Source organism: Paenibacillus sp. MMS20-IR301, from assembly GCF_032302195.1.
In the GTDB taxonomy this organism is placed as follows: Bacteria; Bacillota; Bacilli; order Paenibacillales; family Paenibacillaceae; genus Paenibacillus_AQ.
On the sequence record NZ_CP135275.1, the window covers coordinates 3,135,632 to 3,162,534 of the forward strand.

The following is a 26,903-nucleotide window of genomic DNA, read 5'->3' on the forward strand; positions in this document are numbered from 1 at the left end:
GATTAACAAGAATATGTTAAGATGTTCTCTGTGGTAAATTATACTGCAAGCGTTCTATCAAAACAGGACAAAAATTGCTGGGGTGGATTTCTGCTCATGGACCATTATTTATTGTCACTTTTAAAGCAGACTACAGCGTACATGGAAGAGCATCTGCTGGATCCGCTGAGTCTGGATGAGATCGCCGGGCAGGTGAATGTCTCCAAGTTCCATCTTTTGCGGATCTGGAAAGGAGCGACGGCAACCGGATTGATGGAGTACGTCCGCAGAAGGCGGATTGCGGTGTCCCTCGGGGATTTGCTCCACTCCAGGAACACCATCGAATTCATCTCAGCGAAATACTCCTTCGGCTCTGAACGGAGCTATAACAGAAACTTCAAAGAGGAGTACCAGACTACTCCGGCAAAATGGCGCAGAAACCCTTCACCGGTAAGCATCTTGGACCGCTTTAATCCGGGACTGCTGAGTTATGCGGGGGAGGGACTGGTGTTCTTCAACTCCATTCGTGTACTGCCGTCCTTTGCGATTGCCGGGCACGAATTTAGAATCCCGGTCATGGAGAATGCCAGTACAATGGAAGCCACGCAGCGGGGCATTCATTTCTTTCAGCATGAACGCACAAGAATTGTGAACCCGCAGCACAAGGATGTGTATATCGGTTTCACCTCAGTTCCAGAACCGTTCGACGGTTCCACGGTATATCAGCCCTCCCTGCTGATCAATGCCGGCAGCCTCGTCCCGCCCGAGATGAAGATCCGGCATCTGCGGCCGCATAAATATGGCGTATTCACATATATCGGCCTCCACCGTCCAGAAGAGCTCTCCGCAGCAGCCCTGCAGGAGATCTGGAGATATATTTTTGAGGTCTGGATGCCTTTAGCGGAAATCGATATCCCGGAAACCTTCAGCTTTGAATGGGTTAATTACGCCAAGTGCAGCAAAAGCTACTGTGAATGCGATTTGTATTTTCCGGTTTCAGTGCTGGGCTAAGCGGGCTGCTGATATCATCAATGACTAAGAAATAAATCCCCGAATGCATTGATATCCTTCACCATCCCGATGCCGCCGTTATACTCAATCCAGCCCCGGCGCCCGTTGCCGTCATTGTCGTTGACCAGCAGCGCGAATTTCAGCTTCAGGCCAGCCTGCACCCGGTCAGTCTCGCAGGTCAGCCCGCTCCAGGGGATGGCTGCTTCATAGGCGGTAGTCTGTCCTTTGCGTACGACCGCCGCCTGAAGCGGAAGCGTGTCACCGGCGTCGAAGCCGCGCGGGGCCAGCCAGCGCCATTTCAGCAGCTTCCCCCGGCCGTCTCCGGCAATGCCGGCTTCATGATATCCGCCGGGATTACTTCCGTCAGGGTTGGTAATCCCTAGGGCAAACTGCAGGCTGTCACCGCTCCAGATCGCATCAGCCGCAGCACTCTGTGAATGAACATCATCGGTCACTTCAAGCGCCAGATAGAAATTCTCGGCATCCCAGGAGGTATAACCGGATGTGCTGAGATCCTGTCTGCCGCCCCAGCCCTCCAGCCTGACTCCGCTGATGTCAAACCGCGTCTGTGCTGCCCACTCTTCAAGGTTCCCGTCGATCTGAACCGGCTTAGTAAGCCTCGGACTCTGGGAGGCACGGGACAGCTGTTTCCTCTCCTGCAGCAGCATACCGGCTGAATTATAGCCACGCATCGTCCAGCTTCCGGTAACCAGTTCAGGAATAATAAGCGTTTCCGACTGTTCCGGCTCCAGCCCTTCTATCTTCGTTGCGTAAGAACCTGATGTCTGGCCTGCACCCCCGTAATCTATCTCATACGATCCGCTGAATGGCTGCTTCGATTGATTGGTCAGCACAATCCGGGTCTTAATGGTGCTGGCTGCATCATCATAATACGATTCCATTTCGGTCTTGAGCGGATTGATTACACTCACGTTCACGGCATAACCTGCGGAGACTCCGCTGGCCTGGACTACAGCAATGCGGACATAATAATCGCCTTGCTTAAGCCCGGCGGGAATTTGAATCCGCAGAGACTGATCATCCTGTTCCGCCAGCTTCCACCCGGCCGGCAGGCTGACCTTAAGCATATCGGCGGCCGTATCCGCCTTATAGCCTTCCGGCAGCGCAAGACTGAAATCATCCCCTGAAGCTGCTGTTATGCCCGCATTCTCCGGAAGCCAGCCGGAACCTTGGCGGTTCATAACATTCCAGAGGAACGCAGCCGCCGTATCCATAATCTGCTCTTGAAACCGTTCATCCTTATAGTCATGACCTCCGCCCTCCAGCGTGTAGAGCTCATGAGAGATTCCGCGGGCCTGCAGCATCTCGCTTAACTCCACACTAGTCTCATAAGGAACCGACCTGTCGAGTGTACCATGGATCATCAGCACCGGCGGCAGGCCCGGTTGGACACTGTCGGTTAGTGCTCCGCCATATATATCCACGATTGCAGCTACCGGCTTGATTAAACCGGGATCACTCTTCAGATACTTATTGGCAAAGTTAAGTGAAATCTGTCCTCCGGCAGAGTCGCCGCCCAGAAACAGCCGGCCCCTATCCAGCCCATAGGTGTCCGCATTCTGCCTGATCCAGCCCAGCACATCTGCGATATCCTCGCAGGCATCAAGCAAAGTGTCGTTGAAACGGATCGACGGTTCCTTCTTCAGCCGGTAGTTTACCGCCAGGACGGCGTAGCCCCGCTTGGCCAGACCCGCAGAGAACGCTCCGGCATCCTCTTTGCTCCCTCCGCTATAGCCGCCCCCGTGAATGAATATGAACACCGGGTGAAGCGCGCTTGGGTCTCCTGCCGGCTGATACAGATCGAGCTGAAGAGCTTCTTCAGCAGTACCTTCATTCCGCTTGCCCGCATAGACGATATCCTTCTGTACCTGGACTTCATATTGCGGGTTAAGGTAGAGAAGCGGATTCTGCGCATTATCCACTACTGCACTGACTGGCTCTGCTGCTATTCCTGCCTCCGCTTCCGCTGCTGCCGTCAGCGGAGCGGAAGCCGGAGCAGAATCCGGAGGACCCTGACTGTTCTGCCTTCCTATTAAAAGCCATACCGCGATAATTGCCAGGACAACCGGCAGCACATACAGAAGCCGACGTTTCATAACATAGAACCTCCCGGAATGATTTCTTGGCCTTATTCTAGAATTCCGGGCTTAATTTTACAATTACGCAGTTCATTGTTTATCAGGTGTTATTCTACGGATCAACCGCATAGCAAGTAGGGTAAGACGAGGGATTACTCCCTCGGACTCCCCGTCAAACCGTGCATGCGGATTTCCCGCACACGGCTTTCCTTCGTCAGTTCCCCATCTTCAGGAGTGAGTTTCCTTCATCCGTCGCCGGATTGCCTATTTCACTCCTGAATTAGGAACGTGTGGTGAGTAAGCTTGTTAGAAATACCATTCCCGCTGATTCCAGTACCTTGTTTGGAATCAGCCGGTTTGACACCGTAGATTTCTTTTGGCGCATAAAGGCTCGCACCCTCATTCGCGTCCATTCATCCAGACGTTGAAACTTTTTCTTCACATTCCCTATACCAAAATAATTTCCAAATCCTCGGATGATTTCGTTTAGTGTCTTGAGCATTTCGTTCAGATTGTTCCCTTGCTGCCTACGCGTTGCGTTTCGGATTTTATCCTTATATTTCTTCACTTTCGCGTCCGGCAAGGTCACATACTCTTTCCGATAGTCGAATCCCAGAAAACGAAATCCTTCTTCGAAATCTACTACTTTTGTTTTCTCCGGATGCATCCGCAGCCCTAGGTCCTCTTCCAGGATCTTCTTTGCTGTCAAGTACGCTTCTTTTGCCTGTTCCTTGCTCTTGCATAGGATCACGGCATCGTCCGCGTACCTGACTACAGCGAATCCCTGCTCCTTCATTTCCCAGTCAAACGTATTCAGATAGATGTTCGCCAAGAGCGGCGAGATCACTCCGCCCTGAGGAGACCCGATTTCTGTTTCATGGAACTGATCATCTTCCATGATTCCCGCCGTTAGCCATCCGCGGATGAGCGTCAGCACTTTTCCGTCGGTGATTCTCCCTCGCACCTTCTCCATGAGTCCTTCGTGTGGAATTTCATCGAAGAAAGATACAATATCCAGGTCTACCACATGTTCATATCCGTTTCGTTTGGCTCTCCGAATGGCCCGTATGGCTTGATGCGCCGAGTATCCTGCCCGAAAACCAAAGCTATAATAGTAAAAATCCTCTTCGAAGATAGGCTCAATGATTTGACGGACGGCTTGCTGACAGATTCGATCCCTGACCGTGGGAATGCCTAGCGGTCTTAATTTCCCATTTTCCTTCTCGATATAACGTCTGCGCACCGGATTGGGTACGTAACGACCCTGCTGCAATAACCTCTGGAGTTCCCTTAGGTTTATGTGCAGATTCTTTTCGTACATTTCAATGCTTACGCCGTCCACACCGCCGCTTCCTTGATTCTTCTTCACCGATAGCCACGCTTCGTGCAGATTGTTCATTTGGTATACCTTATCGATTAAGGAGTAGTAACGTCTTTTCGGTTTCATTGGTGTTTCACCACCTTTATCGTTACTCACCAAGCTGGTCTTGTTTTCGCTACAGAGCATCGATTCCTTGCTCGTTCCATCCCGGCAACTGCGTGTTAGAAAAAAAAAACCTTCAATCGCTCCTGCTGCCTTTGGATGTACTCAGGTCGTCAGTTTGCCTCATCCCCAAGCGTTCTTTCGCTCTCGGCGGGACGTACCCTCTCGGTCAAACCCTCGCTGGTTTAAGACGTTTACGATCTCCACTCACGAACACTCACGAGCTTTGACGAAGCACGTTCCCTTCGCCTCTGTCTCTCCTCTTTTGGAGTGAGAGCAGGGTATGCGACACCACTTTTTTTTTTTTTTTCCTCTGGCTACTTGCCGCTAAAAAAAAAAAAATTTGGGCACATACTCATCCGGGTTTTCTCCTCCAGTCTGTTACCAGCTTTCATTGGCCCGAATTTACTCACTACTACGGAACGATCCGCCATCTCGCAGCCCTTCGGCTTGGCTTTCCCTCTCGGTTATACCGCCCCTACCTTATCCGCGTTTGCGCCAAGGAGACTACGAGACTTCCCTCAGTTATCTGCACCTTCTGTTCCATCCATCCTGACCCTAAATACGTCGATGAGTCCTACAGGTCATGTCCCTTTGGTTGTTTTCCTGTAAGATATACGATTTTGTATAGGTTTCCCCGTTTTCTTGGCGGGTCACCCCGCATCGCCGCCACCTCTGGTTCACTGCATTCCGGGCTGGACTTTGCCTGCAGGCCCTTCGGATTCTTCCTCACGGAAGACACCCTGCCAATCCCGCACGTGAGTGCCGGATTTCTACTTCGGCTACGGCACTTTAAAGGGTAAAGTTACCGGGTGGATTTGAACCACCTAGATGATGCGACTGTGAGGCGCACAAAAAAACCGCAGATCAGCTCTGCGGGTTCTTGGAATATACAATTTTGCGGATGCTGTCTGCAGACAAGCCATATTGCTCTGACAAATGGTCGACCGACAAGCCTTCGCGGAAGGACTTCCGGATCTCCCCGTTCCGGAGCAGATAGAACCCTCTTGCCCCGGAGCTTTCGCCCCATTTTCTCCGGTCACTCGGACGGGTGGGGATATATAAAGCTTCCCCTTGAATATATTGCTGAACTTCCTTAAGCAGATGTTCGGGCAACAGCCCGGATGCGTTTACACTTTTCATCTCTGGCCAGCTCCTTAAAATATATTGATCTTTTAAGGGCAAAGCCTGTGGATGAATAACCGTACCAGATTGTTACTTCAGGCGAATAAATCCGCTCCATGCCAAGCTTTCGCCTTAGTTATTCCACAGGCTTTGCATGGAGCTTGCCCAGTACGTATTCGATTCTTTTTAACATCGTCTCTCACCTCCCGGACAGCATCTGCAGCCGCCGTTATAATTACATATCCTGGATTCTACCTTTTCTATTCTAGAGCAATCCTCACAGTGATTCAACGGGAAGCTCCCTCTGCCCGGCACATAATATTAAATATAATTAAACTTTCCGGGGAATAGAATGGTTTTTTGCCGGCTTCAATTATATAATAGGACTTATATGGTAAAGAAAGGGTGCTGATAATCCAATGAAATTCACTGAATACCGTTATGAACGTCCGGATGCGGAGCAATTCAAAACTGACTTCAGGAGTTTGCTGAAGGGCCTGGAGACAGGCAGTCTGGAGGAGCAAAAAGCTGCAATCGCTGCTATGAACGAGCTGCGCAGCAAATTCGACACAATGCAGACACTGGTCAGCGTACGCCACTCCATTAATACTGAAAATGCTTTTTACAAGGCGGAGCAGGACTACATGGATGAGACCGGTCCGGTTATCCAGGAGTACATAACTGACTATTACAAAGCGCTTGTCAATTCCCCGTTCAGAGCTGAATTTGAGCAGGAATGGGGTACACAGCTGATGCAGCTGGCTGAAATTTCACTGCGTACCTTCAGTCCGGAAATCATCAGTGACCTGCAGCTTGAGAATAAGCTGATCTCTGAATACTCCCAGCTGATCGCTTCGGCCAAAATTATGTTCGACGGTGAAGAGCGTACGCTCGCCCAGCTGATTCCTTATGATACCTCAACAGACCGCGAGATACGTAAGGGCGCATTCGACGCCCGGTTCGGTTTCATGGCAGAGCAAGAACCTGAGCTTGACCGCATTTATGACGAGCTCGTTAAAGTGCGGACTGCAATTGCAGTCAAGCTTGGATATAAGAGCTTCGTGGAACTCGGATACGACCGGATGGGCCGTACTGATTACAATGCCGAAATGGTAGCCAATTTCCGTAAGCAGGTGCTGGAGCACATCGTGCCGGTTGCCACTAAGCTGAAACAGCGGCAGAACGGGCGCCTGGGACTCGGGGAATTGAAATTCTTCGATGAAGGCATTAATTTCAACTCCGGCAATGCGGCTCCCAAAGGTGATCCTGACTGGATTGTAGCTAACGGAGCCAAGATGTATAAGGAAATGTCGCCGGAAACAGATGAATTCTTCACGTTCATGCAGGACAACGGGCTGATGGATCTGGTTAGCAAAAAAGGCAAGGAGTTCGGCGGTTACTGCACCTTCTTCAGCGATTATCAGGCGCCGTTCATTTTCTCCAACTTTAACGGCACTTCAGGCGATATTGATGTGCTGACCCACGAGGTCGGCCATGCCTTCCAGGCGTACTCCAGCCGTAATCTGGCTGTGCCGGAATATACTTTCCCGACTTCTGAAGCTGCTGAAATCCACTCTATGAGCATGGAGTTCTTCGCCTGGCCGTGGATGGACCTGTTCTTCAAGGAGGATACCGACAAATACCGGTTCAATCATCTGGGAGACAGCCTGCTGTTCATTCCATATGGTGTCTCCGTGGATGAATTCCAGCATTTCGTCTATGCACATCCGGAAGCGACTCCGCTTGAACGCAAGCAGGCTTGGCGGGAAATCGAGCAGAAGTATTTGCCGCACCGCGATTATGACGGCAACGTATATCTGGAGCAGGGCGGCTTCTGGCAGAAGCAGGCTCATATCTACAAGTATCCGTTCTACTATATTGACTACACGCTGGCCCAGCTGTGCGCTTTCCAGTTCTGGAAACGCTCGAATGAGGATTTTAAATCCGCGTGGTCCGATTATCTGCAGCTCTGCCAGGCAGGCGGCAGCCAGTCCTTCACGAAGCTGGTCGGGCTTGCCGGACTCATCTCACCGTTTGAGGACGGCTGCATCAGCTCCGTCATCGGAGAGATTGACAGCTGGCTGAACGGTATCGACGACAAAGCGCTGTAACAGCAGAATAACATACGCAAACGAGCCTTTAGAATTCTATCTAAGGCTCGTTTGTTTTTTTCAGGACAATTATGTTATAACCATTAAGAAACTCAAGCTCTTGATTTACAAGAAAAGTTGCCCTTAAGGCAGGGAAGGCTAAGCTGCGGTATGAATATCAATGAACTAATCACCCTATGGAATCATGCGAATTGCAAAGTCATAGATGTCCGCCGGATTACAATCAAAGCCGGTGAATCCCTGCTCTCCTATAAAATCCCTTCCAGCCTGTTTCTCATGTCTATCCGCGGCTATGCTACAGCGGAATTGGACCGGCAAATTCACCGCCTGCAGCGCGTTACAGTGCTTCATGCCGGTAAAGGGGCCATATTGAGCATTATTACGGGCAGCGAGGATCTGGAGTACTACTGCGTTTATTACAAAGCCGCCCTTATCCCCCCGGTACCGCCGGAACTTGCCAGATTACCGGGACAGGACCACTCTTGGAATTATTCCTACCATGTAACGCCGGATAATCCTGTATTGCTCCACCGGATATTAAGCGAGCTGTATAAGGATTGGCGGAAGCAGAGACCGCTGATGCATTTACGCGCCCGCACTTCTTTATATCACTTCGTCTACGAACTCCTGGATCAGATGCAGGCACATGCCATCAAACCTGCCACACAGGATCTGGCCGCTCAGGTTGCCGCTATTATCCATGAGCATTATGAGGAGCCGATCAGCCTGGAGTTCCTGGCGGAAAGCGTAAATTACAGCATCCCCCACTTATCCTCCTATTTCAAAACCCGTACCGGCCTCAGTCCTATTGATTATCTGATCAAGGTGCGTATGGATAAAGCAGGTTCCCTGCTGCTGGAAACGGATGCTACGCTGAAGGAGATTGCCGTTGCCGTCGGCTACCAGGATCCGAATTACTTGGGCCGGCTGTTCAAAAAATACAAAGGCGTAGCTCCGATACGCTATAGAGAGGTTCATGCCGGAAGGAGGCAGCCAGAAGATCGTCCTGTCATAACCATTGAATCCTCCATTGTCCCTCCTGAAGCATTTAACTATACTAATATAATTGATAACCATTATCAGTTAGAGAGTATAGAAGAGGGGGATCTATTCATGCCAAAACTTTCAAGACCCGCGCTGGCCTCGTTATGGCTGCTAAGCTTCGTTCTGATTCTGAGCGCGTGCGGTACAAACAGCGCAGCGGAGCAGCCGCAGACCAAAGTTGTAGAAACCGTTAACGGTGAGGTAGAGGTACCCATACATCCGAAACGGATCGTTGCCGGTGAATATCTGGGCAGTCTGATTGCGGTAGGTATTACACCTATCGGAACATCCGATCATCATATTAAGAATCCTTATTTCCAGGAGTACTTAAAGGATGTTGCGAACATTGGGGAAGGCAACGGCAACGTAGAGAAGATTCTCGCGCTTGAACCGGATTTGATCATTATGGATGACATGTATCCTGAACTCAATGAGCAAATGGCAAAAATAGCGCCTACTGTTGTCATTCCGTACGCCTCCTTAAAAACAGTACATGAGGAGGTCACATATTTCGGCGATCTGCTCGGACAGCAGACAGAAGCACAGGCATGGCTCGCTGATTATGACAGCCGCACTGCCAGTGCCAAAGAAAAAGTGCTGCAAGCTGTGCCTGCGGACAGCACATTTTCAGTTATTGAATCAAGTGACAATAGCCTGATGGCTGTCGGTACATCATTCGGCAAAGGCGGCCAGCCGATATACAACGGATTCGGCTTCAAGCCGCCTGCAGATATCGCCGCCGAGCTGGCCGATCCCGGCTGGGCTTCCTTCTCAGCGGAGGTATTACCTAAATATGCGGGGGATTATATTATTCTGACCTCTGATACGGCAACGCTGGATGAACTTAAAGCCGACCCCATCTGGGGATTGCTCCCGGCAGTCAAGAATAATCACGTCTTCTTATGGACAACTGACCGCTCCGGCTATTGGGACCCGATAGCCATTCTGAGCCAGACCGAAGAACTGGCTGCATGGCTGGTTAGCCTGTGAGTTATTTGCGGTCAAGCAGCAGCTCCTGCAGGGCAAACAATGTCTCTACCGGCTTGAAATAGAGGTGTCCATCCGGCCAGGGCTGGAAATGCAGATCCATTCGTGAGTCACTCCATACCTCCGGAGTACCCGAGGTCGCCAGCTTCTTCGGCAGCACAGGTTCTTCCACCACGGCCGGGAACTCCTGGTAGCCGAACAGCAGGTTCTCATGGATTCCGATCACTTCATATTTCGGCCCGTAGAAGGCCTGCTCTTCCTGAAGCTGATAGTGGTAGTACACATAACTGGCCGCCATTTCCGGCTTCAGATGCGCTACCCTTCCAACCTGCTGCTCCGGCTTAGTCTTCCGCCGCCAATGAGCGGCATCGCCCGGTGCATTGAAGTGAAACACATCAATCAGCGGAATCCACTGGCGGGGCTGGTCTTGCCCCGGCCAATCGGCCAGATACTGCGCGGCCTGCGGTAATACTGCTTCCGGCAGGATGGCTTCCTCCATACATTCATAGTAGAGGAATACATTATGCTTCCAGCGGAACCCGGCAGCTGTCATTAATAGGCCTTCCTCAATCAATCTTGCTGCAGCACCGCCAGTCCGCAAATAATGAATGCCTGCTTCGCCTGAATCCTTCAGACAGGCTCTTGCCATTACCCTGATCATCACCTCTGCCTCCACTTCTTACTTCCTGTTTCTTACTTCTTCTTCTTCGGCTTGACCGCAGCCAGCTTCTGATTCTCTTCTACTCTGAATTTTACAATCCGGGTGATCAATTCATACGGGAGCGGCTCATGAATCGGAAACTGTACGGAGCCTTTCGCCCCCTTATACTTTGCAAGTTCCTCTTTGAAGGCTTCAATTCCCTGCGGCGCCGGATAGAAGCCGATGTGATTCTTGAAGGCGGCGAAATGCACCAGATTCTTATGCAGGAAAAAGGTCGGCATCTGGTAGCTGATTTTCTCCACAGCCTCCGGTGCCGCCTCCTGAATGACCTCTCTCACCTTCTGCAGAAGCTCCCGGACTTCAGGCTCAAACGCGGCAATATACTGATCGATAGTCTCCAGTGTGCTTTTGTTATCTTCCATACTCTATTCATCCTCCTAAGTTAATCTATGGCCGCAAGCCATTCTAAGCAGACCGGAATGAATCCGGCATATTCATTCAGCGCTTGCAGCGTAGGCAGCACCTGGCTCGTCCCAAGCTCCCGCTCAGCCTCATCCGGGCCCTCCAGCCCGAGTGACCGCCGGATGCTGTATTCCAGCCAGCCCAGCTTACCCTGATAGCCCCCGCTTAACACTTCCGGCCAGGGATCAAGAATCTCTCCCCCGCGGCTGCGGTAAGCACGGATGATTGCATTGAATGCTTCCTTACGGACATGGCCGCTTTCAAAGTCTGACCAATAGAGCGCTACTTCAATCAGCTCCTGGGCCGGGTTAATCCAGCCGGCTGCCTCCCAGTCAATGATGACGGGCTGGCCGTCAGGCGCCCACAACACATTCTTCGGGTCGAGATCCCGGTGGCTGATCAGCCTGTTGCCCTTCAGCACCGGTACGGCTGCACTCACCTGCGCTTCATAACCGCATAGCTTGTCCGCCGCAGCATGCAGCGCGGCAGCCCACGGATGCCCCATTGCCCGGCCCTGCCCGGCATATTCTTCCCAATCCGTCTGCTGCAGATCAGCCTCCGGCTCCTTAGGGAATTCATTATGAAGCGGAGTGAAATCCGCCAAATGAATGGCAGCAAGAGTTTCCCCTATAAGGATGCAATGCCGGGTACTGGCAGCAGCTGCGCGTATGGATTGGCCTTGAACCCAGGGAAACAGCAGATAGTACTGCCCATCCGCCTCATGCATACAGCCCAGCTCCTGCCGGATGGCCGGAAGGGCGTTAATCCCCTGGCGGAGGGCAAGCACGGCTGCTTTTTCTGCGGCTATCGTATTCAGCATTGCAGCTTCCCGCAGCATGATTTGCGGATTCAGCGCTTTTACCGCGTACTCGGCTTCATCCGTGGTCATCCGGTACATCCGGTGCAGGAATCCGCCGAAGATTTGCTCAGGCTCTGCGCCCAGTGATCCCAATCTATATGTGGCACACAGCTTTTCAAAATTCAATTTATAGTTCATGGTGTCCCCCTTCATAATAACGCTTACTTATACTTTAGCATGAAGGTGGTTATTTATGGTATAACAACACGAATAGACCGCAGCTGCTGCGGCCTATCCTTCAATTATTACAGGGCGCTCACATTTTCCGGTCTGCTATGCGGCGGTATTGATCTGTCACAGCAACCGGCAGACTGCCCTTCAAATAGAACCGGTCCTTGACCTTCCAGGTGTGGCTCCCCTTATCCTTCCTGCGCATATATACATAATTGTAGGGAGTGGTCGCGTATATTCTATACCCTTTAGCCTTACATTTTCTTAGAAAAGCTACATCTTCACCGAGGGACCGGTCGGGAAAAGCAGCCTCCCGCGCCACCTTCCTCTTGAACAGCAGCGTGCCTCCCTGGATAAAATGAACATGTTTATTCTTTTCCCGGGGTGAGCGGATAATCAGCTTCCTGCCCGCTGCGAGGTACACCAGGCAGGCATGCTTGCCGACGATTTCACTGCGGGTGCGGCCAAGCGCCTGAACCTGCTCCTGTAAATAAAACGGTGAATAATAGTCATCATCGTCGAACTTGGCCAGTAACGGATAACGTGAGGCAGCAATTCCGCAGTTCAGGCATTGTCCCAAAGATATCCTCTCAGGAACCTTATAAACTGTGATATTGCTGTACGCACGGGCTGTACGCTGATACGTCTTCAGGTTCATCCTGTCGTTGTTAAGGATAATAATTAACTCTTTATTGGCATACCGCTGATTGTTGAAATTGCGCAGAACATTATTAAAAAACTGCGGGCGGTTAGTACATACAATAACTGATACGCCCGTTCTGCCGGATTTCGTACTCATAGCCAGCCCTCCCCTGTCATCCCTTCAGGATATGAAGTAATCCAGGCGCAGGTTTGGGCCTTTGCTCCTGCCTAGTTAATCTTAGTTAACAGCCATTTCTGGGCATCCGTTCCATTATCGGTCCATTGCTGTACTACCGCTCCGTCCGCTGTTGAGGAATTGGATACATCCATCGCGAGGCCGCTTGCTTTGGAAATAAGCTTGTAGTAGCCGCCGCCTGCATCGACAATGCTCCACCTCTGGGCGTTGCTGCCGTTATCATTGGCCTGTTGCAGCTGCACTCCGCTGGCGGTGGAGGCATTCGGAACATCCAGCAGCTTGCCGCTGTGCATAGCCGTCAGCTTGTAGTAGCCGTCGCCGGTGCTCTCTATTCTGAACTGCTGGTTGCTGGCGGTGTAATTCGTCCATTGATGCATTTTGGCTCCATCGGCGGTGGAGACATCCTTCACATCCAGCACCTTCCCGCTTGCTTTACAGGCTAAAGTGTAAATTCCGCCGCTGACAATGCCGCTTGAAGGCGCACCGGCCTGATATACACGTACATAATCAACGAGCATTTGTGCCGGGAAGCTGGTGGAGCTGTTCGGGGCTCCCGGCCAGTTGCCGCCTACCGCTAGATTCAGCAGCAGAAAGAATGGCCGCTGGAATTCCTCTGTGTTACCTGTTCCGTTCTCGATGTAGAACTGATTGAACTGGTTGCCGTCAACAAACCACTTGATATATTTGGAGTCCCATTCCACGCTGTATACATGATACTGGGAGAAATCCAGGCTGCCCGAGACCTGCCCGTATTCGGCATGGCCGCCTGCATCCCAGTGCACCGTACCGTTGACGAAGGCATTATTGTTGACCCGCTCCATAATATCCAGCTCCCCGGAGCTGGGCCAGCCGACTGTATTAATATTAGAACCGAGCATCCAAAAAGCCGGCCATATCCCCTGTCCGGAAGGCAGCTTGATTCTCGCTTCGATTTTGCCGTAAGTGAAATTCTTCAGCCCCTGCGTCTTGATCCGGGCCGAAGTATAATTCATGCCCCCATAGGATTCTTTAAGTGCAGTGATGACAAGATTGCCTCCGGTCACCTGCAGATTCTGTGTCCGGTTCGTATAGTATTGCAGTTCATTGTTCCCCCAGCCGCCGCTGCCCGTGCCGGTTTCAGCGGTCCAGTTAGACGTATTCAGGGAGGAGCCGTCGAATTCATCGCTCCAGGCCAGATTCCAGCTTGAAGCTGCACTGGAATTCGCCGCAGGCACCAGTGCGATTAATAATGTGAACAGCAGAAACAGGCTTAGGACTTTTCCTCTTCTCAACATCATTGTCCTCCTCTTGGCAATCCGAAGTTGTCAGCTTTATTTCAATGCACGCGTACGTTCGTACAGTTGAAACCTTACCCAACCGGTTTCGAAAGCGGCTACATACCCATATATATCGCTTTTGCCTTTGCTAAGAACCGCGAATTTGTCAATTTACCGAACAACGCGCGGACACTGATTACGGGATTCTGCTGAACAAGTGGAAACGGCTACGCCGTCCTTTCTAAGGACGGTGCCGTTTCAGCGAGAAATAGAAGGATAACTTATCAGGTGCAACATATAAATTCTTATATTTGAACAAATTTGCCCTCCGGGCGAGCTTAACTGCCTGCTCAATTGACCTGGTGAAGACTTTGAATCCCTGACAAGAAGAGTAGACCGCCACACTATACTTTTTCAAGTTAACCGCATCTTGCTGCGGACAGGAGAGACGTTAAATTGTAAAAATCACCTATGTACCAATCCTTAACGGACACCATGAAGTAGACTAATAGGTGGACACGGCAAACCCAACCCATGGATAATAGAATAAATGCCAGAAGAGGTGAACGCCGTGTCAGAACGGAAGCGATATAACCGAAAGTTTAAAGAAGAAACGGTAAAGTACATCCAAGAACAACGGAAGTCCATGGATGAGATTGCCCTCGAGCTCAATATTCCAAAAGGAACACTGAAAGGTTGGATGAGCACGTACCGTCAGTTCCCCGATGAACCGTTTGTAGGCAGTGGCCGGCTGCGTAGCCAAGAACAACAGATTGTGGACCTCGAGCAAAAGAATAAGGATCTGGAAGAGGAGATCGCCATCTTAAAAAAAGCCATGCACATCTTCAGCAAAGACCGGAGCTAGGGTTTCAGTTTATTGAGGAACACCGTTCCATGTTCCGGATTGAGAAGATGTGCAGCGTACTTGGCGTCTCCCGCAGCGGCTACTATAAATGGCGAAAGACCCCTCCCAGTGACCGAAAGAAACGACAGGAGCAGTTGGTGAAGCGCATTGAGTACCACTTTTACGATAACGATAAAATCTATGGCAGTCCGAAAATCACCAAAAAGCTGCAAGAAGAAGGGTTTACGGTGGGTGAAAAAACCGTAGGCCGACTCATGCGGGCGCATAAGTTCCGTTCCGAAGCCATGAGAAAATTCAATGTCCAGACGACGGATTCCAACCATGATTTCCCGATTGCCCCCAACTGGCTAAACCAGCATTTTGATGTGTGTACCCAACCGAACCAGGTATGGGTAACGGATATTACCTACATCCGAACACGCCAAGGCACGGTCTATTTGGCAAGCGTATTAGACTTATTTACGCGTAAGATTGTAGGCTGGAAGCTAGGGAACCGGATGAAAGTGGAACTGGTATCTGGCGCGCTAGCGAGGGCCTACGAGGCTCAGCAGCCGGGGAAGGGACTGATCCACCATTCAGACCGGGGAAGCCAGTACGCCTCTGCAGACTACCGGAAAAAGCTGAAAGAGTACCATATGATTCGTAGCATGAGCCGCCGTGGAAACTGCTACGACAATGCTTGCATTGAATCGTTCCACAGCATTCTGAAACGGGAACTCATTTACCGCAGAAAGTTTGAGACGCAAAAAGAAGCTGAACACCAACTGTTTCAATACATTGAGTTCTTTTACAACCGGAAGCGAATCCACAGTAAACTGGGATACCTGTCTCCGGATCGCTTCGAATCCCTATACTACCGTAATCTAAAACTTGCAAAATGACCTGTTTTTCCGTGTCCACTCTATTGACAGAAGTACACCAGCGCCGTTATTTCGCTGCAAAAGTAGGGTTAGCTACCTGAAAAGTGCTGAATAAGGGCTGTGATGTCCTCAAAGCTGCCAATTGGGCCGATAATCAGCTATTAAAGGCTGTGGTGTCCGCAAGGGTCAGACTTGTCACCTATTCACCCGGAGAAATGGTATTTCTTCACCAATACCTTGCGCAAGCGCAACATTCAGCCTGCATGGTCGGAGTTTGCCCGATTGCTGATCGATATGGCCTCCTTCGTTCTTTAGGCAGCGGCGCTGCTCCATTTCAATGACGGTCACCACACCATCCGCACTCTCTGCCACATTCTTCACCGCCTTAGCCATCTCTTCGCTGTTATCCACTTTTTATTGCGTTGTATCATTTCCTATGAAAAAACCGCCTCCATCCGGAAGCGGTCTAATCATGGCCTGGAAAACAGGCTATACAGCAGTAACAGGTTAGCGCTCCTGCCGTCTTTCGGCTAAAGGGCCGTATTTCTTGAGGCGGCTACTCGAGCCCGTGCTCCTCACGGATTTTGTACAAGCCTTGCAGCAGCAGTTCCGACGGGTCACGGTTTAACTGCAGATGCGTGAGCAGCAGATGGAGCGGAATTGCACATACATTGTTACCTTCAACAATACTTGGGAAGCCGGCTTCGAAGACCGGTCCGTGCTCTTCGTTCCAGGCAAGACCGGCATGGACCTGCTCCGGCGCGAACTCTTCCCGGACAGCCGTGATGCACATGGGAACCAGCACATTGTCTACAACCGCCTTGGCTTCCTCCTCAGTCGGAAGAGGCTTAGGCAGGGCATTACCGCCCTTGGTCTTCATCAGCTCATGGAAGAAGGAGGCCATCCAGATTTCCGGGCTGTTGCCGGTCTGGAATCTGGCTGCCATCTCGCGGAGGAAGAACCCGCAATAATAGTCATCGTTGTCTTTATCCTTCACCCGATACACAAAGACCGGCCCGTAAGTGCCCAAATTGAGCACCTGTCCTTCCACTTCACCAAAGCTCATTTTGAGAGCTACAATGCCATTATGAAAAACAGCCTTCAGCAGCTCGTTCCATTTCTCTTCGGTCATGCCATTCTCGTTGCCCTGCACTTCTTCATTCGTTGTCTCGCTTGTTGTCTCATTTGTCATAATTCAATTCACCCCACTTCCTATCATACCATCCTATTGAACAAGGTAACATATGATATCTCTCAGCTCAAATGGAAAGCGCTGGTGTTACGCTGACTTTTCTCCGGAATTTCCTGAGCTGTCACCAAGCTTATTGCCCTGAAATTGATTGCCACTCAGTTTTGGGATAGCCTCCCGTCCAAGTTGAAGCCCGTAACCGGCATTTCTCTGCAGCACATTAGCATTAAGCTCGGGAGCCGCTCTGCCGTCAACTGAAATTCCACTGTTACTGTTACTTACAGCAATATTTTTCTCAAGCACCGGTGTACTTTCTCCCGTAATGAAGATACCGTCCATGCCGTTATCATGACAATTGTTGCTGACAGCAGTCCCTGACGCCCGCTCAATATAACAAATGCCACTGCCTTTATTCATGAAACACTCATTTTCTCTCAGTATAAAAGAGGTTCGCCCTGCAAGATAGATACCCAGCTCATTTGCACTACACAGATTCTTAGCTGTAGTTCCCTTGGCTTCATCGTACATGTATATACCAAACAACTTGTTATCCTTGCTGGTGTTGGAATACAGCTCCACACGGGTATGTTCCCTTGCGGATATTCCAGCTTCCCCGTTCCGCTTGCAAGTGCTATGCTCCACACTGCCTGATGATTGATCACCAAACACTATGCCATTATACCGGTTGCCGTCTGCCGAACAGTGCTTGATGGCAGCCTGGGCCTCACCGCTTATGGCAATACCGGCTGAATTCGAATTACTTTCGCACCCGGTAACGGTTACCTTCGCAGCCTGCTTTGCATAGATACCGCCGTACAAGTTATGACTGTAATGCCCATCCTGCAGTACCGCCTGAGCCTGTTCAGAGACAAACAGGCCATTCTGATTGTTGCTGCAGTTGCCGTATGTGACCCACACGGTAACAGTGCCCCCTAATGCCATACCAGACTCATGATTATCCCTGCAGTTGTTCCCCTCCAGCTCATGGCTGCCGGCTCCTGCCGCATAGATACCATGCATCAGATTTCCGCTGCACTCGTTGCGGATAACTGCTGCAGCTCTTGCAGCATACTGGGCAATTCCCGCACTCCCATTGAGGTTGCACTGGTTATGCTCGAGGGTTACCTCGTGCTCCGTCTCATAATTAATCCCCGCTGAGAGATTCCGGTTACACCGGTTCGCTGCAAGATAACCTCCCGCAGAATCCAGCAGATGGATTCCATCCAGATTCATTTGGCAGTCATTCGCAACCGCCGTCAGGACCGCCTGACCCTCTCCGCGTATACCATCCCTCTCGTTAAATGCGATATTGTTCTCTTCAGCAATGAGCTCTGCATTTCCGCCGGCATAAAGACCATCCCCGCAGAAGCAAAGCCGGCTGTGTGTACAGCTTCCCTTAGCACTTTCAGCCAGGTGCAAGCCCGTCAGGTTATATGTCAGCTCACTGTTATGGAGTTCAACTGTACCTTGTCCCAAAGCTATAATGCCAGCCCTCTGATGACTGTGGAATACGCTGCTGCGGATGAGCAGCCTGCTCTCATCAAGCGCCGCTGCACCAACTGCGTTATGGATGAACCGGCAATTCTCTGCTTCTGCCTTGGAGTCTCCAAGCAACAGTAATCCTGCCCCCTGGAATAACGCATCTGCGGAATTCACCGGCACAGCGGCATCCTTGAATGAACAGTGTTTGAATAGAGCATGACCACTCTCGATTACAGCTATATTTCCAGCCGTGCCGGACAATTCAAATTGTACATTCTCTATAGACAGCTCCTTCATTGCCGTCAGCCGCAGCAAAGCTTCCAGATTGCCGGTAATTACTGTATTACCGGTGTCAGAACCGCGGATGGTTAGTGATTTTGTAACCACAAGTGTTTCGCTGAGCACATAACAGGCTGGCTCCAGTTGAAGCTCTGCGTTCTCCTCAGCCTCCGAGATCAGCACCAGCAAGCTTGCGGCAGCAGGGAGTGACGGCTCTATGTCCGATACCGCTGCCTCCATTGCCTGGGGACTGTCCAGACTTTCCAGTAAACGTTGCTCCAGCTTCTGCAAATATGCCAGTGACGGCTCCAGCTGCTCTCCTGTAATCTGCACATCCCCCCCGAGAGCAATCGTCTGTTGCAAGACAGCTCCAAATACACTTACCTCCCCGCTCATCAAATGGCTGAGCATAGACTTGGCGGCAGCTGTCCAGGCCAGCTCCTGCTGCATACGCTCAGCTTCAGCCTGGGTTTCCTCATGATTATCCAGCAACTTGTCGAATTCAGCGATACTATGCTTCAGCTTGTCTACAATGAGCTGAACCAATTCGAACCCCTCCTGCTCATTACGGTTCAACCGGTCCAGGAACAGCTTCTGCTGCGAGAGTATTTCCCGCCGGTTCGCATTAAGCTCTTCGGCTTTTTTATCCATTTCAGCAGACCTGGCATTCAGCGCCTTGAGCTTACCGTCCCAGTCCAGCAGAGGTTTTCCTCCAAACATCCCTGATTTATTGTACTCGCCGTAATCATTCTCAAGCCGCCTGTGGGCAATATTATGATCATTGATGTACTGATCGTTAATTCTGAAGCTCTTCTCAATACTGTTATGTTCTGCCTCCAGCTCCTTAAGTACAGCTATCAGCATCTTCATTTGCTTGTTCAGTTTCTGGGAGTCGCTTACAGTCCCCGGAAGTGGATGCAGCTCCTCTAAATTATGCAGTGCAGTCTCCTTGTTCAGAGCGTTGAACTCATTTAGCAGCTGCTGAACCTTCTTCCGGTTATTATTCAGCGTCTGGATCATTTGGCTCTTGTCACCTGCAAGCAGGCAGGCTTCCTCGTATTTTTTATTCTGTTCATGAATATCCTTGTGCAGAGCAGAGATAAGACTATGCAGTCTTGACAGGTGACGGGCGGTTTTCTTCATTGCGGATTTACCATAAAGCTCATCCTGCAGTGCCTGCTCCAGCTGATGCCAGCCGCTCCGGTTCTGTAGTTCCACATCTCCGGTTATCCGTCCTTCACATGCCTGAAGTGTGGATACCGCCTCCAGCCTGCTGATGCTGCTGCCGAGCCGTCTGCGTACCTGCTGCAGGAATGCAGGGAGTTCTCCCTCTTCCGGGTCATGCTCATCAATGCAGTTCACAACCCCGATAGGCTTCCAGCCGCCTGACATTCGACTAAGCCTGGACATTTCCTGCCTGGAACCTGCTTGTCCGTAGGAGAACAGCCACAGCACTTGATCGGCACGTTCTGCAAACCGTTCGGTTGCCCGGGTATGATGCTCATTATCAGAATTCAGTCCCGGAGTATCCACAATAGTCACCTTTCTCAGCAGGTCAACAGGAAGACGGACCTCCAGGTAATCAATGGATGCCCTGAAGGCGGCCGTCCCTTCATCCCCCTCTGCCGATAAAGCATGCAGCTTATCATAAGGATACGACTGTGCACTCCCGTCAAGCAGATGTGCGATAACCTCCCTGGTCTCGCCATAGCTGAGCATCGTAACAACTGCTGTAGCCGGGACATCATCGGTTCTCAGGAAATCCTTGATACCAATCAATTCATTAATAAAGCTCGATTTCCCTGATTTAAAAAGCCCCATCACCGCAAGCAGCAGTGGTTTAACCGCGTCATCAGCCAGCAGCTGAAGCTTACTTCTATACTCCTTCAGCTCCTCAAACCGCTCCAGCATTAGCGCCAGGCGCTCCGCCGTATTCTTCATCAGCTCCTCTGCCGGATAAAAGGTTAACTGATCCGGCAGCTTCACCTGCTGCTGCGGAATCCGGCGCTCCAGTTCCTCCCCGGTTATCCGCTGCACCGTCCTTATAAAGACGGGTTTCGTCAGCTCAGCTTGCAGCTTTGTTTCCGTTGCTTTCTTACGTTTATTCCGCTTCAGCCGGATATACAGCCCTGCAGCAAACAGTAGCAGCAAGGCAACTATAAGACCTGTATACACAATACTATTATTCACCGATTCTAGCATAGCCATAGCTCTATTTCCCTTCTTGCCTCTATCAGCTGTTGCTTCTCCCGGTCCTGCTCCTCCAGAGAACGCTTCACACCGGATATCTCTGTGTCCAGCCGGATTTTATGCATACGCACAATATCTACGTATCGCTGCTCTGCTGCTTCCCGCACCTGCCTGACGTTATTCAGCAGCCACTGCTCTACATGTCCGCTGAACTGCTCCATCACTTGATCAATAGCATTATCAAGCTCCGGGAGCAGCTTTTCTTTCGCTTTTTTCAGCTGATCTTGCAGCATGTGCTTCTGTATGAACGGGAATCCTGCCATCCCCACGATCGGAAGCAGGATCGGTCCACCAAGCAGCATAGCCAGCATCCCGGCGCCACCTGCGATCAGCCCTGCTATAATAGGGGTATTGGAAAGATCGTCACCGGTCAGTGCGAATCCGCTCTCCTCGCTGTGCAGGCCGTCCAGCCTGTTCTTATTCACAAGCGGATACAGGGCAGTATTGAATTCTGCAGCCAGTGCGGAAGCCAGCGCCTGTTCCAGCATCTGCAGCAGCTTCACCATGGGCTGCGAATGCAGCTCAATCCATTGCTTCAGCCGTCGCTTCACCTGCATGGTAATCTGGATTTCGATGAAATCCTTAAGCTGATTGCCGTTAAACTGTAAGACCGCAAATTCCATATCTTCCTTCAGCTGCTGCTCAAAATAGATAAGGGATTTCCGGACAAAGGCCAGTATCTCTGTTTCCCGGTCTCTCGTGTAATTCTCCATCTGCAGGCGGATATGGCTGTGGCGTTGCATCAAGCTCTCAATACTCTCCAGTTTACCTGCCAGCTCTTCCCCGGTCACATCCAGCAGTGCAAGCCGGCCATCAAGCTCACGGGCAATGGAAGCGCTCAGCGTATGCAGCCGCGTCCGGAACCGTTCAAGCTTCATCTCACCCTGTGAGCCGTAGCTGATAAGCTCCCGGATTGCTTGTGTTACAGACAAATACCCGGATGCTTCAAGGAACTCATCATTTCCGGATAGTCTTCCCTCTAAAGCCAGGGTTGCACAGTATGGCAGAACCGCCGGTTTGAACCCGCCCAGGGCAGCAGCCAGACGCTTAGTGATACTCTCCACATGGTCAGCCGGATCCTCATCAATCTGATCCATGAAATTTGCGATGAACAGCATACGGCCCGTTGCTCCGGCGGGAAGATTATCAGCCAGGAATTCCTTCTCGGAACGGGTCACAGGCGAGGTGGCATCCAGGAGAAAAATCACCACATCCGCCCGGGGCACAAACTGGTAGGTTACCTCAACACGCTGCTGATTAAGGTCATTAACCCCCGGGGTATCTACTAGCATTATTTTAGATTCAAGCATTTCCAGCGGCAGAGTCATTCTAAGATAGCGAATTTTATCCGGAATCTCTGCACCCTCGGCGGAAAAAGCGTCGATATTCTCCCGGCTAAGCTCCCGTAGCTCTGATGATCCATCCTGCATATGTACGGTTAAACTGCGCTCCTCGCCATAGTGAATCGCATTAAGGGTGGCTGTTGTCGGGGTTACATCGGCCGGCAGCAGAGCCTCACCCAGCAACCCGTTAATAAATGTAGATTTGCCGCGTTTGAACTCACCCAGGACCACAACTGTACAAAAATTTTCTTCAATCGACTCCTGCAGCTGCTCCAATTCCCGGACAAAGACAGACCCCGGCAGAAGCCCGCCAGTCCACTCCTTTATTTGAGCAATGGACTCAAGCAACTGACTTTTTCCGGCTTCATATTGCTCTGCAATGATCTCATCTGCTGCCAGCTGATTCACTATAACCGCTCCTTCCGATACCGAGCTCACCGCTCATCGCATCCAAATTGCTTATAACATGATCCAGTCGAGTCTCAAGCTTCAACAGATAAGTTCTCTGCTGTTCTACGCTGCCCGCTTCAGTATTACGTTCACGGATTGCTTGTTGCAATTGATCCGCAACAGCTTTAAGCTTGCGTCCTGTTTCCTGCTCGAAATGCCTTATCGTATCCTCAATTGTTTTTTGCCACTGTTTATCAAGGTCAGCGCACATCGCAGGAATCACATCCCTGTACCTCCGCTCCACCTGCACCCGGATTTTAGCCAGTGCATTATCACGGACCTTGTTATCAAAATAGGAATACATGAAGCTTCCTCCGAAAAAAAGCGCTGGTAAAGCAAGCGGCAAAGCGACATGAAGTCCGATAATCGCGCCCAGCATGCCTAGTGAGCCGATTCCAGTTTTGACTATAACCTCATCCTGGTCGTACAGCTTGCCAAATCCGGCACTCTCCTCCATGCTCTTCCCCGGATCCATGATAAATGTATGAAGAATCATCTGCTGAATAGCTTCCCACTCCTGCTCCAGCCGCCGGTTGCTCCGCCCGGTCTCCTCTTCAAGGACAGCAGCTTGTGCCGCATGTATGCGCTCCTGCAATGAGGTCTGTATAGGGGCCACCGCCGATTCAATAGCCCGGGCAATCTCCTCTTGCTGCAGCGGGCCTGTATAGTTCGTAACAGTCTGAACTGCAGCAGTCGCCACCTCATGCAGTCCCGACTCCCAGCGGACGCGAATGCCCAACCCTCCCGCATTCAGTGCCACACTCAGCCGTTGAATAGCATCACTAGCCACACGGGTTACCCGGTCCAGCTCCCCTTGTATCTTCAGCGCCTTCTTCTCCAGTTCGGATAAATGTATCCCCAGCATGGACAGCGGAAGCCGGATTGCATTCTGCTTCAGCTCACTCGCCATGCGAAGGGTGCGCTCCAGCGGTTTGGCCAGCTTCACTCTGCCCCGTTCTTCGGTCAGGAAAAGCCCGACAGCCGCTTCAAGCTCCGGATATCCGCTGTCGGACAGAGGAACAATAGTGCCTGCTACAGCTTCTCCAGAGGCTGCCCTTCGGGCATCAAGCGCCTGCTTGGCAGAGATCAGATAAATCCTCAAATCCTTTACAACCGGAGTAAGCAGATTAACAATCCGGTTCATTACCTTCTCTTGTCCCTCACTTGTGGCGAGTCGGTCCTTAAAGTTGACGACGAAAAATATCTTTTGGATATCTGCCTTGAGGATTCTGTCCTTAAAAAAATCTAGCTCCGTTTCGGTAAGCGGAGGCCGGGTCGATAACACAAAAATTGCCGCGTCTGCTTCCGGAATGAATTTATATGTAATCTCCTCACGGGCAGCATCCAGATCATTCGTGCCCGGTGTATCGATCAGTTCTACTCCGCCTTGGCATAAGGCAGCCGGATAACCGATCTCAGCATAGGAGACAGCTCCGTATTCCTGCAGAGCATGATCACGCTGCTGAAGCATCAGCAGGTCGTCCGGATCAGGCTCCTCCGGTGCAACAATGGACTGAAATTCCGCTTCAGTAACACTCATGATATCTCTTCCGTCACGATAGTGCAGACGATAATACTGCTGCTCTGCATAGACAATTTTGCTGAGCACCGTTGTTGTCGGATTAGCCGAAGAGGGCAGGACCCGCCGCCCCAACAGTCCATTCACAAAAGTAGATTTGCCGCGTGAAAACTCTCCGACAACAACAATTCTGAATACATCATCCGCGAGTCCTTCTTTGGTCACTTGCAGAACCCGCTCTACAGATTCAGCCTTTAGTTCTCTTGCCGTACACCCCACTTCATCAATCGCGTCCATAATCTGCTTGCGGCGTGCGCGGTATGATGACAAATCTATACCCGTCATTTTCACTTGTCCTTTCTGTCCGGGAAATAAAAAAAAGAGACCCGACCTAAGGTTATGGGTCCCTGAAGCGACTAAGTCATTAGATAAATGTGAGCACCGGAAGAGAATAACCCTGAATATGAGCCAGCGGATTAGGGTGCTGCATTACATGCTGGAAGGATGTGTCATATGTACTGAGATAAGCAAGCGGGTCACCTGTGGCAATCTCTCCCGTAAAAGGATTGATATTGCCCGGATAGGAATAATTATTAACCGGGTTGTCATCCGGATGTGAGCGCATATGCGCCTTCACATGTGTTCCGTCACTGCGGAAATAGTCCTCGACAAATACCGGATCATGTGAGGAGTGGGTAGTCTTTCCGAAAGCATGGTCAAGTATATCATGATGATTGAAAGGGTCATGATGATTGAAATAATTGGAATCCATGAAATTCACTCCCTCAAAAATTAGGACTTAATAAGCATAACTTTATAAGCATTATATCATTTCCGTTAATTTTTTCTAGTTTTTTCCCCTGAATTATCCAAGATAGCACTACTTTAGACATAGATACATAGAATAGAAGCCGCCTCTCCCCAACCCCTTACAGGCAGACGGGAAGAAACAGCTTCCAAAAACAATCTAGTATGTTAACTATTCTGCTGCAGCCGGGCAACTTCCGCCCGGACAAGCGGTGCGACCTCGGTGCCGAACAGCCGGATAGCCTGCATGACCTCTGCGTGCGGCATCGTGCCGTGCGGTACATGCAGCAGGAATCTTGTAATGCCTACGTGCTGATAGAGATGGATGATTTTGCGGGCAACGGTCTCCGGATCGCCTACATATAATGCTCCGCCAAAGCTGCTGGCCGCATCATAATCGGCACGGCTGTAAGCGGGCAGCCCCTTCTCTACTGCACGGAAGTTGGTTCTGGCATATGTAGACGGGAAAAACTTCTCGATCGCCGACTCCTTAGTCTCCGCAACGAAACCATGTGAATGCGAGGCAATCGGCAGCTGCGATACATCATGGCCTGCCTTGGCAGCTGCTTCCTTGTATAGGCGCACATGCTCCGCGTAATCCGACGGATTCACATTGCCGATAATCGCCAATGCAAACGGCAGCCCCAAGGTCCCGGCACGGACCGCAGACGCCGGGCTTCCGGCACTCGCAATCCAGACCGGCAGCGGATTCTGCTCCGGACGCGGGTAGATCCCCAGATTACGGATAGCCGGACGGTGTTTGCCGCTCCAGGTCACCTTCTCCGATTCCCGGAGCTTCAGCAGCAAGTCCAGCTTCTCGTCAAACAGCTCTTCATAATCCTTCAGATCATAGCCGAATAACGGAAATGATTCTATGAATGAACCGCGGCCCACCATAATCTCGGCACGGCCGCCGGATATCCCGTCCAGTGTAGCGAAATCCTGATAGACACGTACCGGATCAGCGGAAGAGAGAATCATAACCGCACTGGTCAAGCGGATTCTGCTGGTCAGCGAAGCTGCAGCAGCCATAACTACCGCAGGTGAAGAAGCGGCAAAATCAGGCCGGTGATGCTCACCTACGCCGTATACATCCAGTCCCACCTGATCTGCGAGCACAATCTCCTCCACTACCTCGCGCAGCCGCTGCGCATGGGTCATAGTCTCGCCGGTTACCACATCAGGCGTTGTCTCGACAAAGGTGCTAATTCCTAGTTCCACTTGTTGTTCCTCCTCAAAATTATGTAAGTACCTGCTCCATGGAATCCCCTTCGCAAAACTAGCTTCGAAGACTACGCTTCAGCAGCAATCTATATAGTTTAAATCCAAATAGTTAAATATTCAAAATATAAATTTATGAACAGAACAAACCCGCCCTCCGGGCGAACTTAGCTGCTCGCCGGGTATTAGCTTAGCCGTTACTATTGCTCCTGGCGAAGATTCTTCTGTTTAGTATCCGCTGGTTAAAATGCTGAAGCCGGCCTCTCTTATATATGGAATTAAATGGATAAACGTACTTTAATTTCATCTATTTCTCTAATTTTGGTCTGTTCCCCTAATATTAAGTGCTCTTTTTCCACTTGCTGTTTGACCTTCCCTCCATCGTCTTGTAACAAGTGTACTTTTTCCATCTATTGTTCTGCTGCCACGGCCTCCTGACTCCCTTAAGTACCGATCGACACTGCTCAAGCTACTTTTCCACCCTTATCCACAATGGTTCAGTTTACCTAATTTCCTGGATAATCAAAAAAACGGGATGTCTCCCCGCCCTAT

Annotated in this window: 21 protein-coding genes; 5 read left to right on the forward strand and 16 right to left on the reverse strand. The window is 50.8% G+C overall.

Annotated elements, in window-relative coordinates; all coding sequences use genetic code 11:
• The first annotated feature begins 96 nt into the window (after positions 1 to 96).
• Positions 97 to 990 carry an AraC family transcriptional regulator gene (locus tag LOS79_RS13855; protein ID WP_315420674.1) on the forward strand — a complete coding sequence of 298 codons (894 nt, stop codon included), beginning with the start codon at positions 97 to 99 and terminating at the stop codon, positions 988 to 990.
• 17 nt (positions 991 to 1,007) lie between these two features.
• On the opposite strand, the gene LOS79_RS13860 is transcribed toward LOS79_RS13855, so the two are convergent.
• The 3 genes from LOS79_RS13860 to LOS79_RS13870 form a co-directional block, all read right to left on the reverse strand.
• Positions 1,008 to 3,107, reverse strand: a complete 2,100-nt coding sequence (locus LOS79_RS13860) for an alpha/beta hydrolase fold domain-containing protein (RefSeq protein WP_315420676.1) — start codon at positions 3,105 to 3,107, stop codon at positions 1,008 to 1,010.
• Positions 3,108 to 3,369: 262 nt separating this feature from the next.
• Positions 3,370 to 4,536 carry a group II intron reverse transcriptase/maturase gene (gene ltrA / locus LOS79_RS13865; RefSeq protein ID WP_315420679.1) on the reverse strand — a complete coding sequence of 389 codons (1,167 nt, stop codon included), beginning with the start codon at positions 4,534 to 4,536 and terminating at the stop codon, positions 3,370 to 3,372.
• Between the two features lie 903 nt (positions 4,537 to 5,439).
• A complete protein-coding gene (locus tag LOS79_RS13870) occupies positions 5,440 to 5,715 on the reverse strand; it encodes a CD3324 family protein (RefSeq protein WP_315420681.1) in 276 nt (91 codons plus the stop codon).
• A 401-nt stretch (positions 5,716 to 6,116) separates the two neighbouring features.
• Here LOS79_RS13870 and LOS79_RS13875 point away from each other — a divergent pair, with 401 nt between their 5' ends.
• Together LOS79_RS13875 and LOS79_RS13880 are read left to right on the forward strand one after the other, a co-directional pair.
• On the forward strand, positions 6,117 to 7,808 hold the full coding sequence (locus LOS79_RS13875; protein WP_315420683.1) for a M3 family oligoendopeptidase: 1,692 nt from the start codon (positions 6,117 to 6,119) through the stop codon (positions 7,806 to 7,808).
• A gap of 150 nt (positions 7,809 to 7,958) precedes the next feature.
• On the forward strand, positions 7,959 to 9,842 hold the full coding sequence (locus LOS79_RS13880; RefSeq protein WP_315420687.1) for an AraC family transcriptional regulator: 1,884 nt from the start codon (positions 7,959 to 7,961) through the stop codon (positions 9,840 to 9,842).
• A 1-nt stretch (position 9,843) separates the two neighbouring features.
• Here LOS79_RS13880 and LOS79_RS13885 read toward each other — a convergent pair whose 3' ends face one another.
• From LOS79_RS13885 to LOS79_RS13905, 5 genes are all read right to left on the reverse strand, one after another.
• Positions 9,844 to 10,500, reverse strand: a complete 657-nt coding sequence (locus LOS79_RS13885; RefSeq protein WP_315420689.1) for a hypothetical protein — start codon at positions 10,498 to 10,500, stop codon at positions 9,844 to 9,846.
• Between the two features lie 32 nt (positions 10,501 to 10,532).
• A complete protein-coding gene (locus LOS79_RS13890; RefSeq protein WP_315420692.1) occupies positions 10,533 to 10,922 on the reverse strand; it encodes an iron chaperone in 390 nt (129 codons plus the stop codon).
• 20 nt (positions 10,923 to 10,942) lie between these two features.
• Positions 10,943 to 11,959, reverse strand: coding sequence for an aminoglycoside phosphotransferase family protein (locus LOS79_RS13895; RefSeq protein ID WP_315420694.1), 1,017 nt, complete (start codon positions 11,957 to 11,959; stop codon positions 10,943 to 10,945).
• Between the two features lie 118 nt (positions 11,960 to 12,077).
• Positions 12,078 to 12,791 carry a glycosyltransferase family 2 protein gene (locus LOS79_RS13900; RefSeq protein WP_315420697.1) on the reverse strand — a complete coding sequence of 238 codons (714 nt, stop codon included), beginning with the start codon at positions 12,789 to 12,791 and terminating at the stop codon, positions 12,078 to 12,080.
• 71 nt (positions 12,792 to 12,862) lie between these two features.
• Complete coding sequence (locus tag LOS79_RS13905; RefSeq protein ID WP_397386759.1) at positions 12,863 to 14,107, reverse strand: RICIN domain-containing protein; 1,245 nt, start codon at positions 14,105 to 14,107, stop codon at positions 12,863 to 12,865.
• 529 nt (positions 14,108 to 14,636) lie between these two features.
• Here LOS79_RS13905 and LOS79_RS13910 point away from each other — a divergent pair.
• Together LOS79_RS13910 and LOS79_RS13915 are read left to right on the forward strand one after the other, a co-directional pair.
• A complete protein-coding gene (locus tag LOS79_RS13910; RefSeq protein WP_315414133.1) occupies positions 14,637 to 14,951 on the forward strand; it encodes a transposase in 315 nt (104 codons plus the stop codon).
• 11 nt (positions 14,952 to 14,962) lie between these two features.
• The gene (locus LOS79_RS13915; RefSeq protein ID WP_315422104.1) at positions 14,963 to 15,832 is read left to right on the forward strand and encodes an IS3 family transposase; all 870 of its coding nucleotides are present in this window, start codon (positions 14,963 to 14,965) and stop codon (positions 15,830 to 15,832) included.
• A 174-nt stretch (positions 15,833 to 16,006) separates the two neighbouring features.
• Here the strand turns inward: LOS79_RS13915 and LOS79_RS13920 are convergent, their stop codons facing one another.
• The 8 genes from LOS79_RS13920 to LOS79_RS13955 all read right to left on the reverse strand — a co-directional run bounded on the left by LOS79_RS13920 (position 16,007) and on the right by LOS79_RS13955 (position 26,761).
• On the reverse strand, positions 16,007 to 16,222 hold the full coding sequence (locus LOS79_RS13920; protein WP_315420699.1) for a hypothetical protein: 216 nt from the start codon (positions 16,220 to 16,222) through the stop codon (positions 16,007 to 16,009).
• 145 nt (positions 16,223 to 16,367) lie between these two features.
• On the reverse strand, positions 16,368 to 17,003 hold the full coding sequence (locus LOS79_RS13925; protein WP_315420701.1) for a hypothetical protein: 636 nt from the start codon (positions 17,001 to 17,003) through the stop codon (positions 16,368 to 16,370).
• 87 nt (positions 17,004 to 17,090) lie between these two features.
• Positions 17,091 to 20,969, reverse strand: a complete 3,879-nt coding sequence (locus tag LOS79_RS13930; protein ID WP_315420705.1) for a right-handed parallel beta-helix repeat-containing protein — start codon at positions 20,967 to 20,969, stop codon at positions 17,091 to 17,093.
• Positions 20,957 to 22,762: a dynamin family protein gene (locus LOS79_RS13935; RefSeq protein WP_315420707.1), complete on the reverse strand. Its 1,806-nt coding sequence runs from the start codon at positions 22,760 to 22,762 to the stop codon at positions 20,957 to 20,959. The genes LOS79_RS13930 and LOS79_RS13935 overlap by 13 nt, the downstream gene beginning before the upstream one ends.
• The gene (locus tag LOS79_RS13940; protein ID WP_315420709.1) at positions 22,740 to 24,653 is read right to left on the reverse strand and encodes a dynamin family protein; all 1,914 of its coding nucleotides are present in this window, start codon (positions 24,651 to 24,653) and stop codon (positions 22,740 to 22,742) included. Before LOS79_RS13940 ends, LOS79_RS13935 begins: the two co-directional genes overlap by 23 nt.
• Positions 24,654 to 24,747: 94 nt before the next feature.
• Positions 24,748 to 25,095, reverse strand: coding sequence for a hypothetical protein (locus LOS79_RS13945; RefSeq protein ID WP_315420711.1), 348 nt, complete (start codon positions 25,093 to 25,095; stop codon positions 24,748 to 24,750).
• 203 nt (positions 25,096 to 25,298) lie between these two features.
• Complete coding sequence (locus tag LOS79_RS13950; RefSeq protein WP_315420714.1) at positions 25,299 to 26,351, reverse strand: LLM class flavin-dependent oxidoreductase; 1,053 nt, start codon at positions 26,349 to 26,351, stop codon at positions 25,299 to 25,301.
• A 278-nt stretch (positions 26,352 to 26,629) separates the two neighbouring features.
• Complete coding sequence (locus LOS79_RS13955; protein WP_315420717.1) at positions 26,630 to 26,761, reverse strand: hypothetical protein; 132 nt, start codon at positions 26,759 to 26,761, stop codon at positions 26,630 to 26,632.
• Between the last annotated feature and the right edge of the window lie 142 nt (positions 26,762 to 26,903).

Excerpts from the sequence above, each read along its gene's own strand:
- LOS79_RS13855 (WP_315420674.1), top strand. The coding sequence starts at position 97 with ATGGACCATTATTTATTGTCACTTTTAAAGCAGACTACAGCGTACATG.
- LOS79_RS13860 (WP_315420676.1), bottom strand. The coding sequence starts at position 3,107 with ATGAAACGTCGGCTTCTGTATGTGCTGCCGGTTGTCCTGGCAATTATC.
- ltrA (WP_315420679.1), bottom strand. The coding sequence starts at position 4,536 with ATGAAACCGAAAAGACGTTACTACTCCTTAATCGATAAGGTATACCAA.
- LOS79_RS13870 (WP_315420681.1), bottom strand. The coding sequence starts at position 5,715 with ATGAAAAGTGTAAACGCATCCGGGCTGTTGCCCGAACATCTGCTTAAG.
- LOS79_RS13875 (WP_315420683.1), top strand. The coding sequence starts at position 6,117 with ATGAAATTCACTGAATACCGTTATGAACGTCCGGATGCGGAGCAATTC.
- LOS79_RS13880 (WP_315420687.1), top strand. The coding sequence starts at position 7,959 with ATGAATATCAATGAACTAATCACCCTATGGAATCATGCGAATTGCAAA.
- LOS79_RS13885 (WP_315420689.1), bottom strand. The coding sequence starts at position 10,500 with ATGATCAGGGTAATGGCAAGAGCCTGTCTGAAGGATTCAGGCGAAGCA.
- LOS79_RS13890 (WP_315420692.1), bottom strand. The coding sequence starts at position 10,922 with ATGGAAGATAACAAAAGCACACTGGAGACTATCGATCAGTATATTGCC.
- LOS79_RS13895 (WP_315420694.1), bottom strand. The coding sequence starts at position 11,959 with ATGAACTATAAATTGAATTTTGAAAAGCTGTGTGCCACATATAGATTG.
- LOS79_RS13900 (WP_315420697.1), bottom strand. The coding sequence starts at position 12,791 with ATGAGTACGAAATCCGGCAGAACGGGCGTATCAGTTATTGTATGTACT.
- LOS79_RS13905 (WP_397386759.1), bottom strand. The coding sequence starts at position 14,107 with ATGATGTTGAGAAGAGGAAAAGTCCTAAGCCTGTTTCTGCTGTTCACA.
- LOS79_RS13910 (WP_315414133.1), top strand. The coding sequence starts at position 14,637 with ATGCCAGAAGAGGTGAACGCCGTGTCAGAACGGAAGCGATATAACCGA.
- LOS79_RS13925 (WP_315420701.1), bottom strand. The coding sequence starts at position 17,003 with ATGACAAATGAGACAACAAGCGAGACAACGAATGAAGAAGTGCAGGGC.
- LOS79_RS13930 (WP_315420705.1), bottom strand. The coding sequence starts at position 20,969 with ATGGCTATGCTAGAATCGGTGAATAATAGTATTGTGTATACAGGTCTT.
- LOS79_RS13945 (WP_315420711.1), bottom strand. The coding sequence starts at position 25,095 with ATGGATTCCAATTATTTCAATCATCATGACCCTTTCAATCATCATGAT.
- LOS79_RS13955 (WP_315420717.1), bottom strand. The coding sequence starts at position 26,761 with ATGGAAAAAGTACACTTGTTACAAGACGATGGAGGGAAGGTCAAACAG.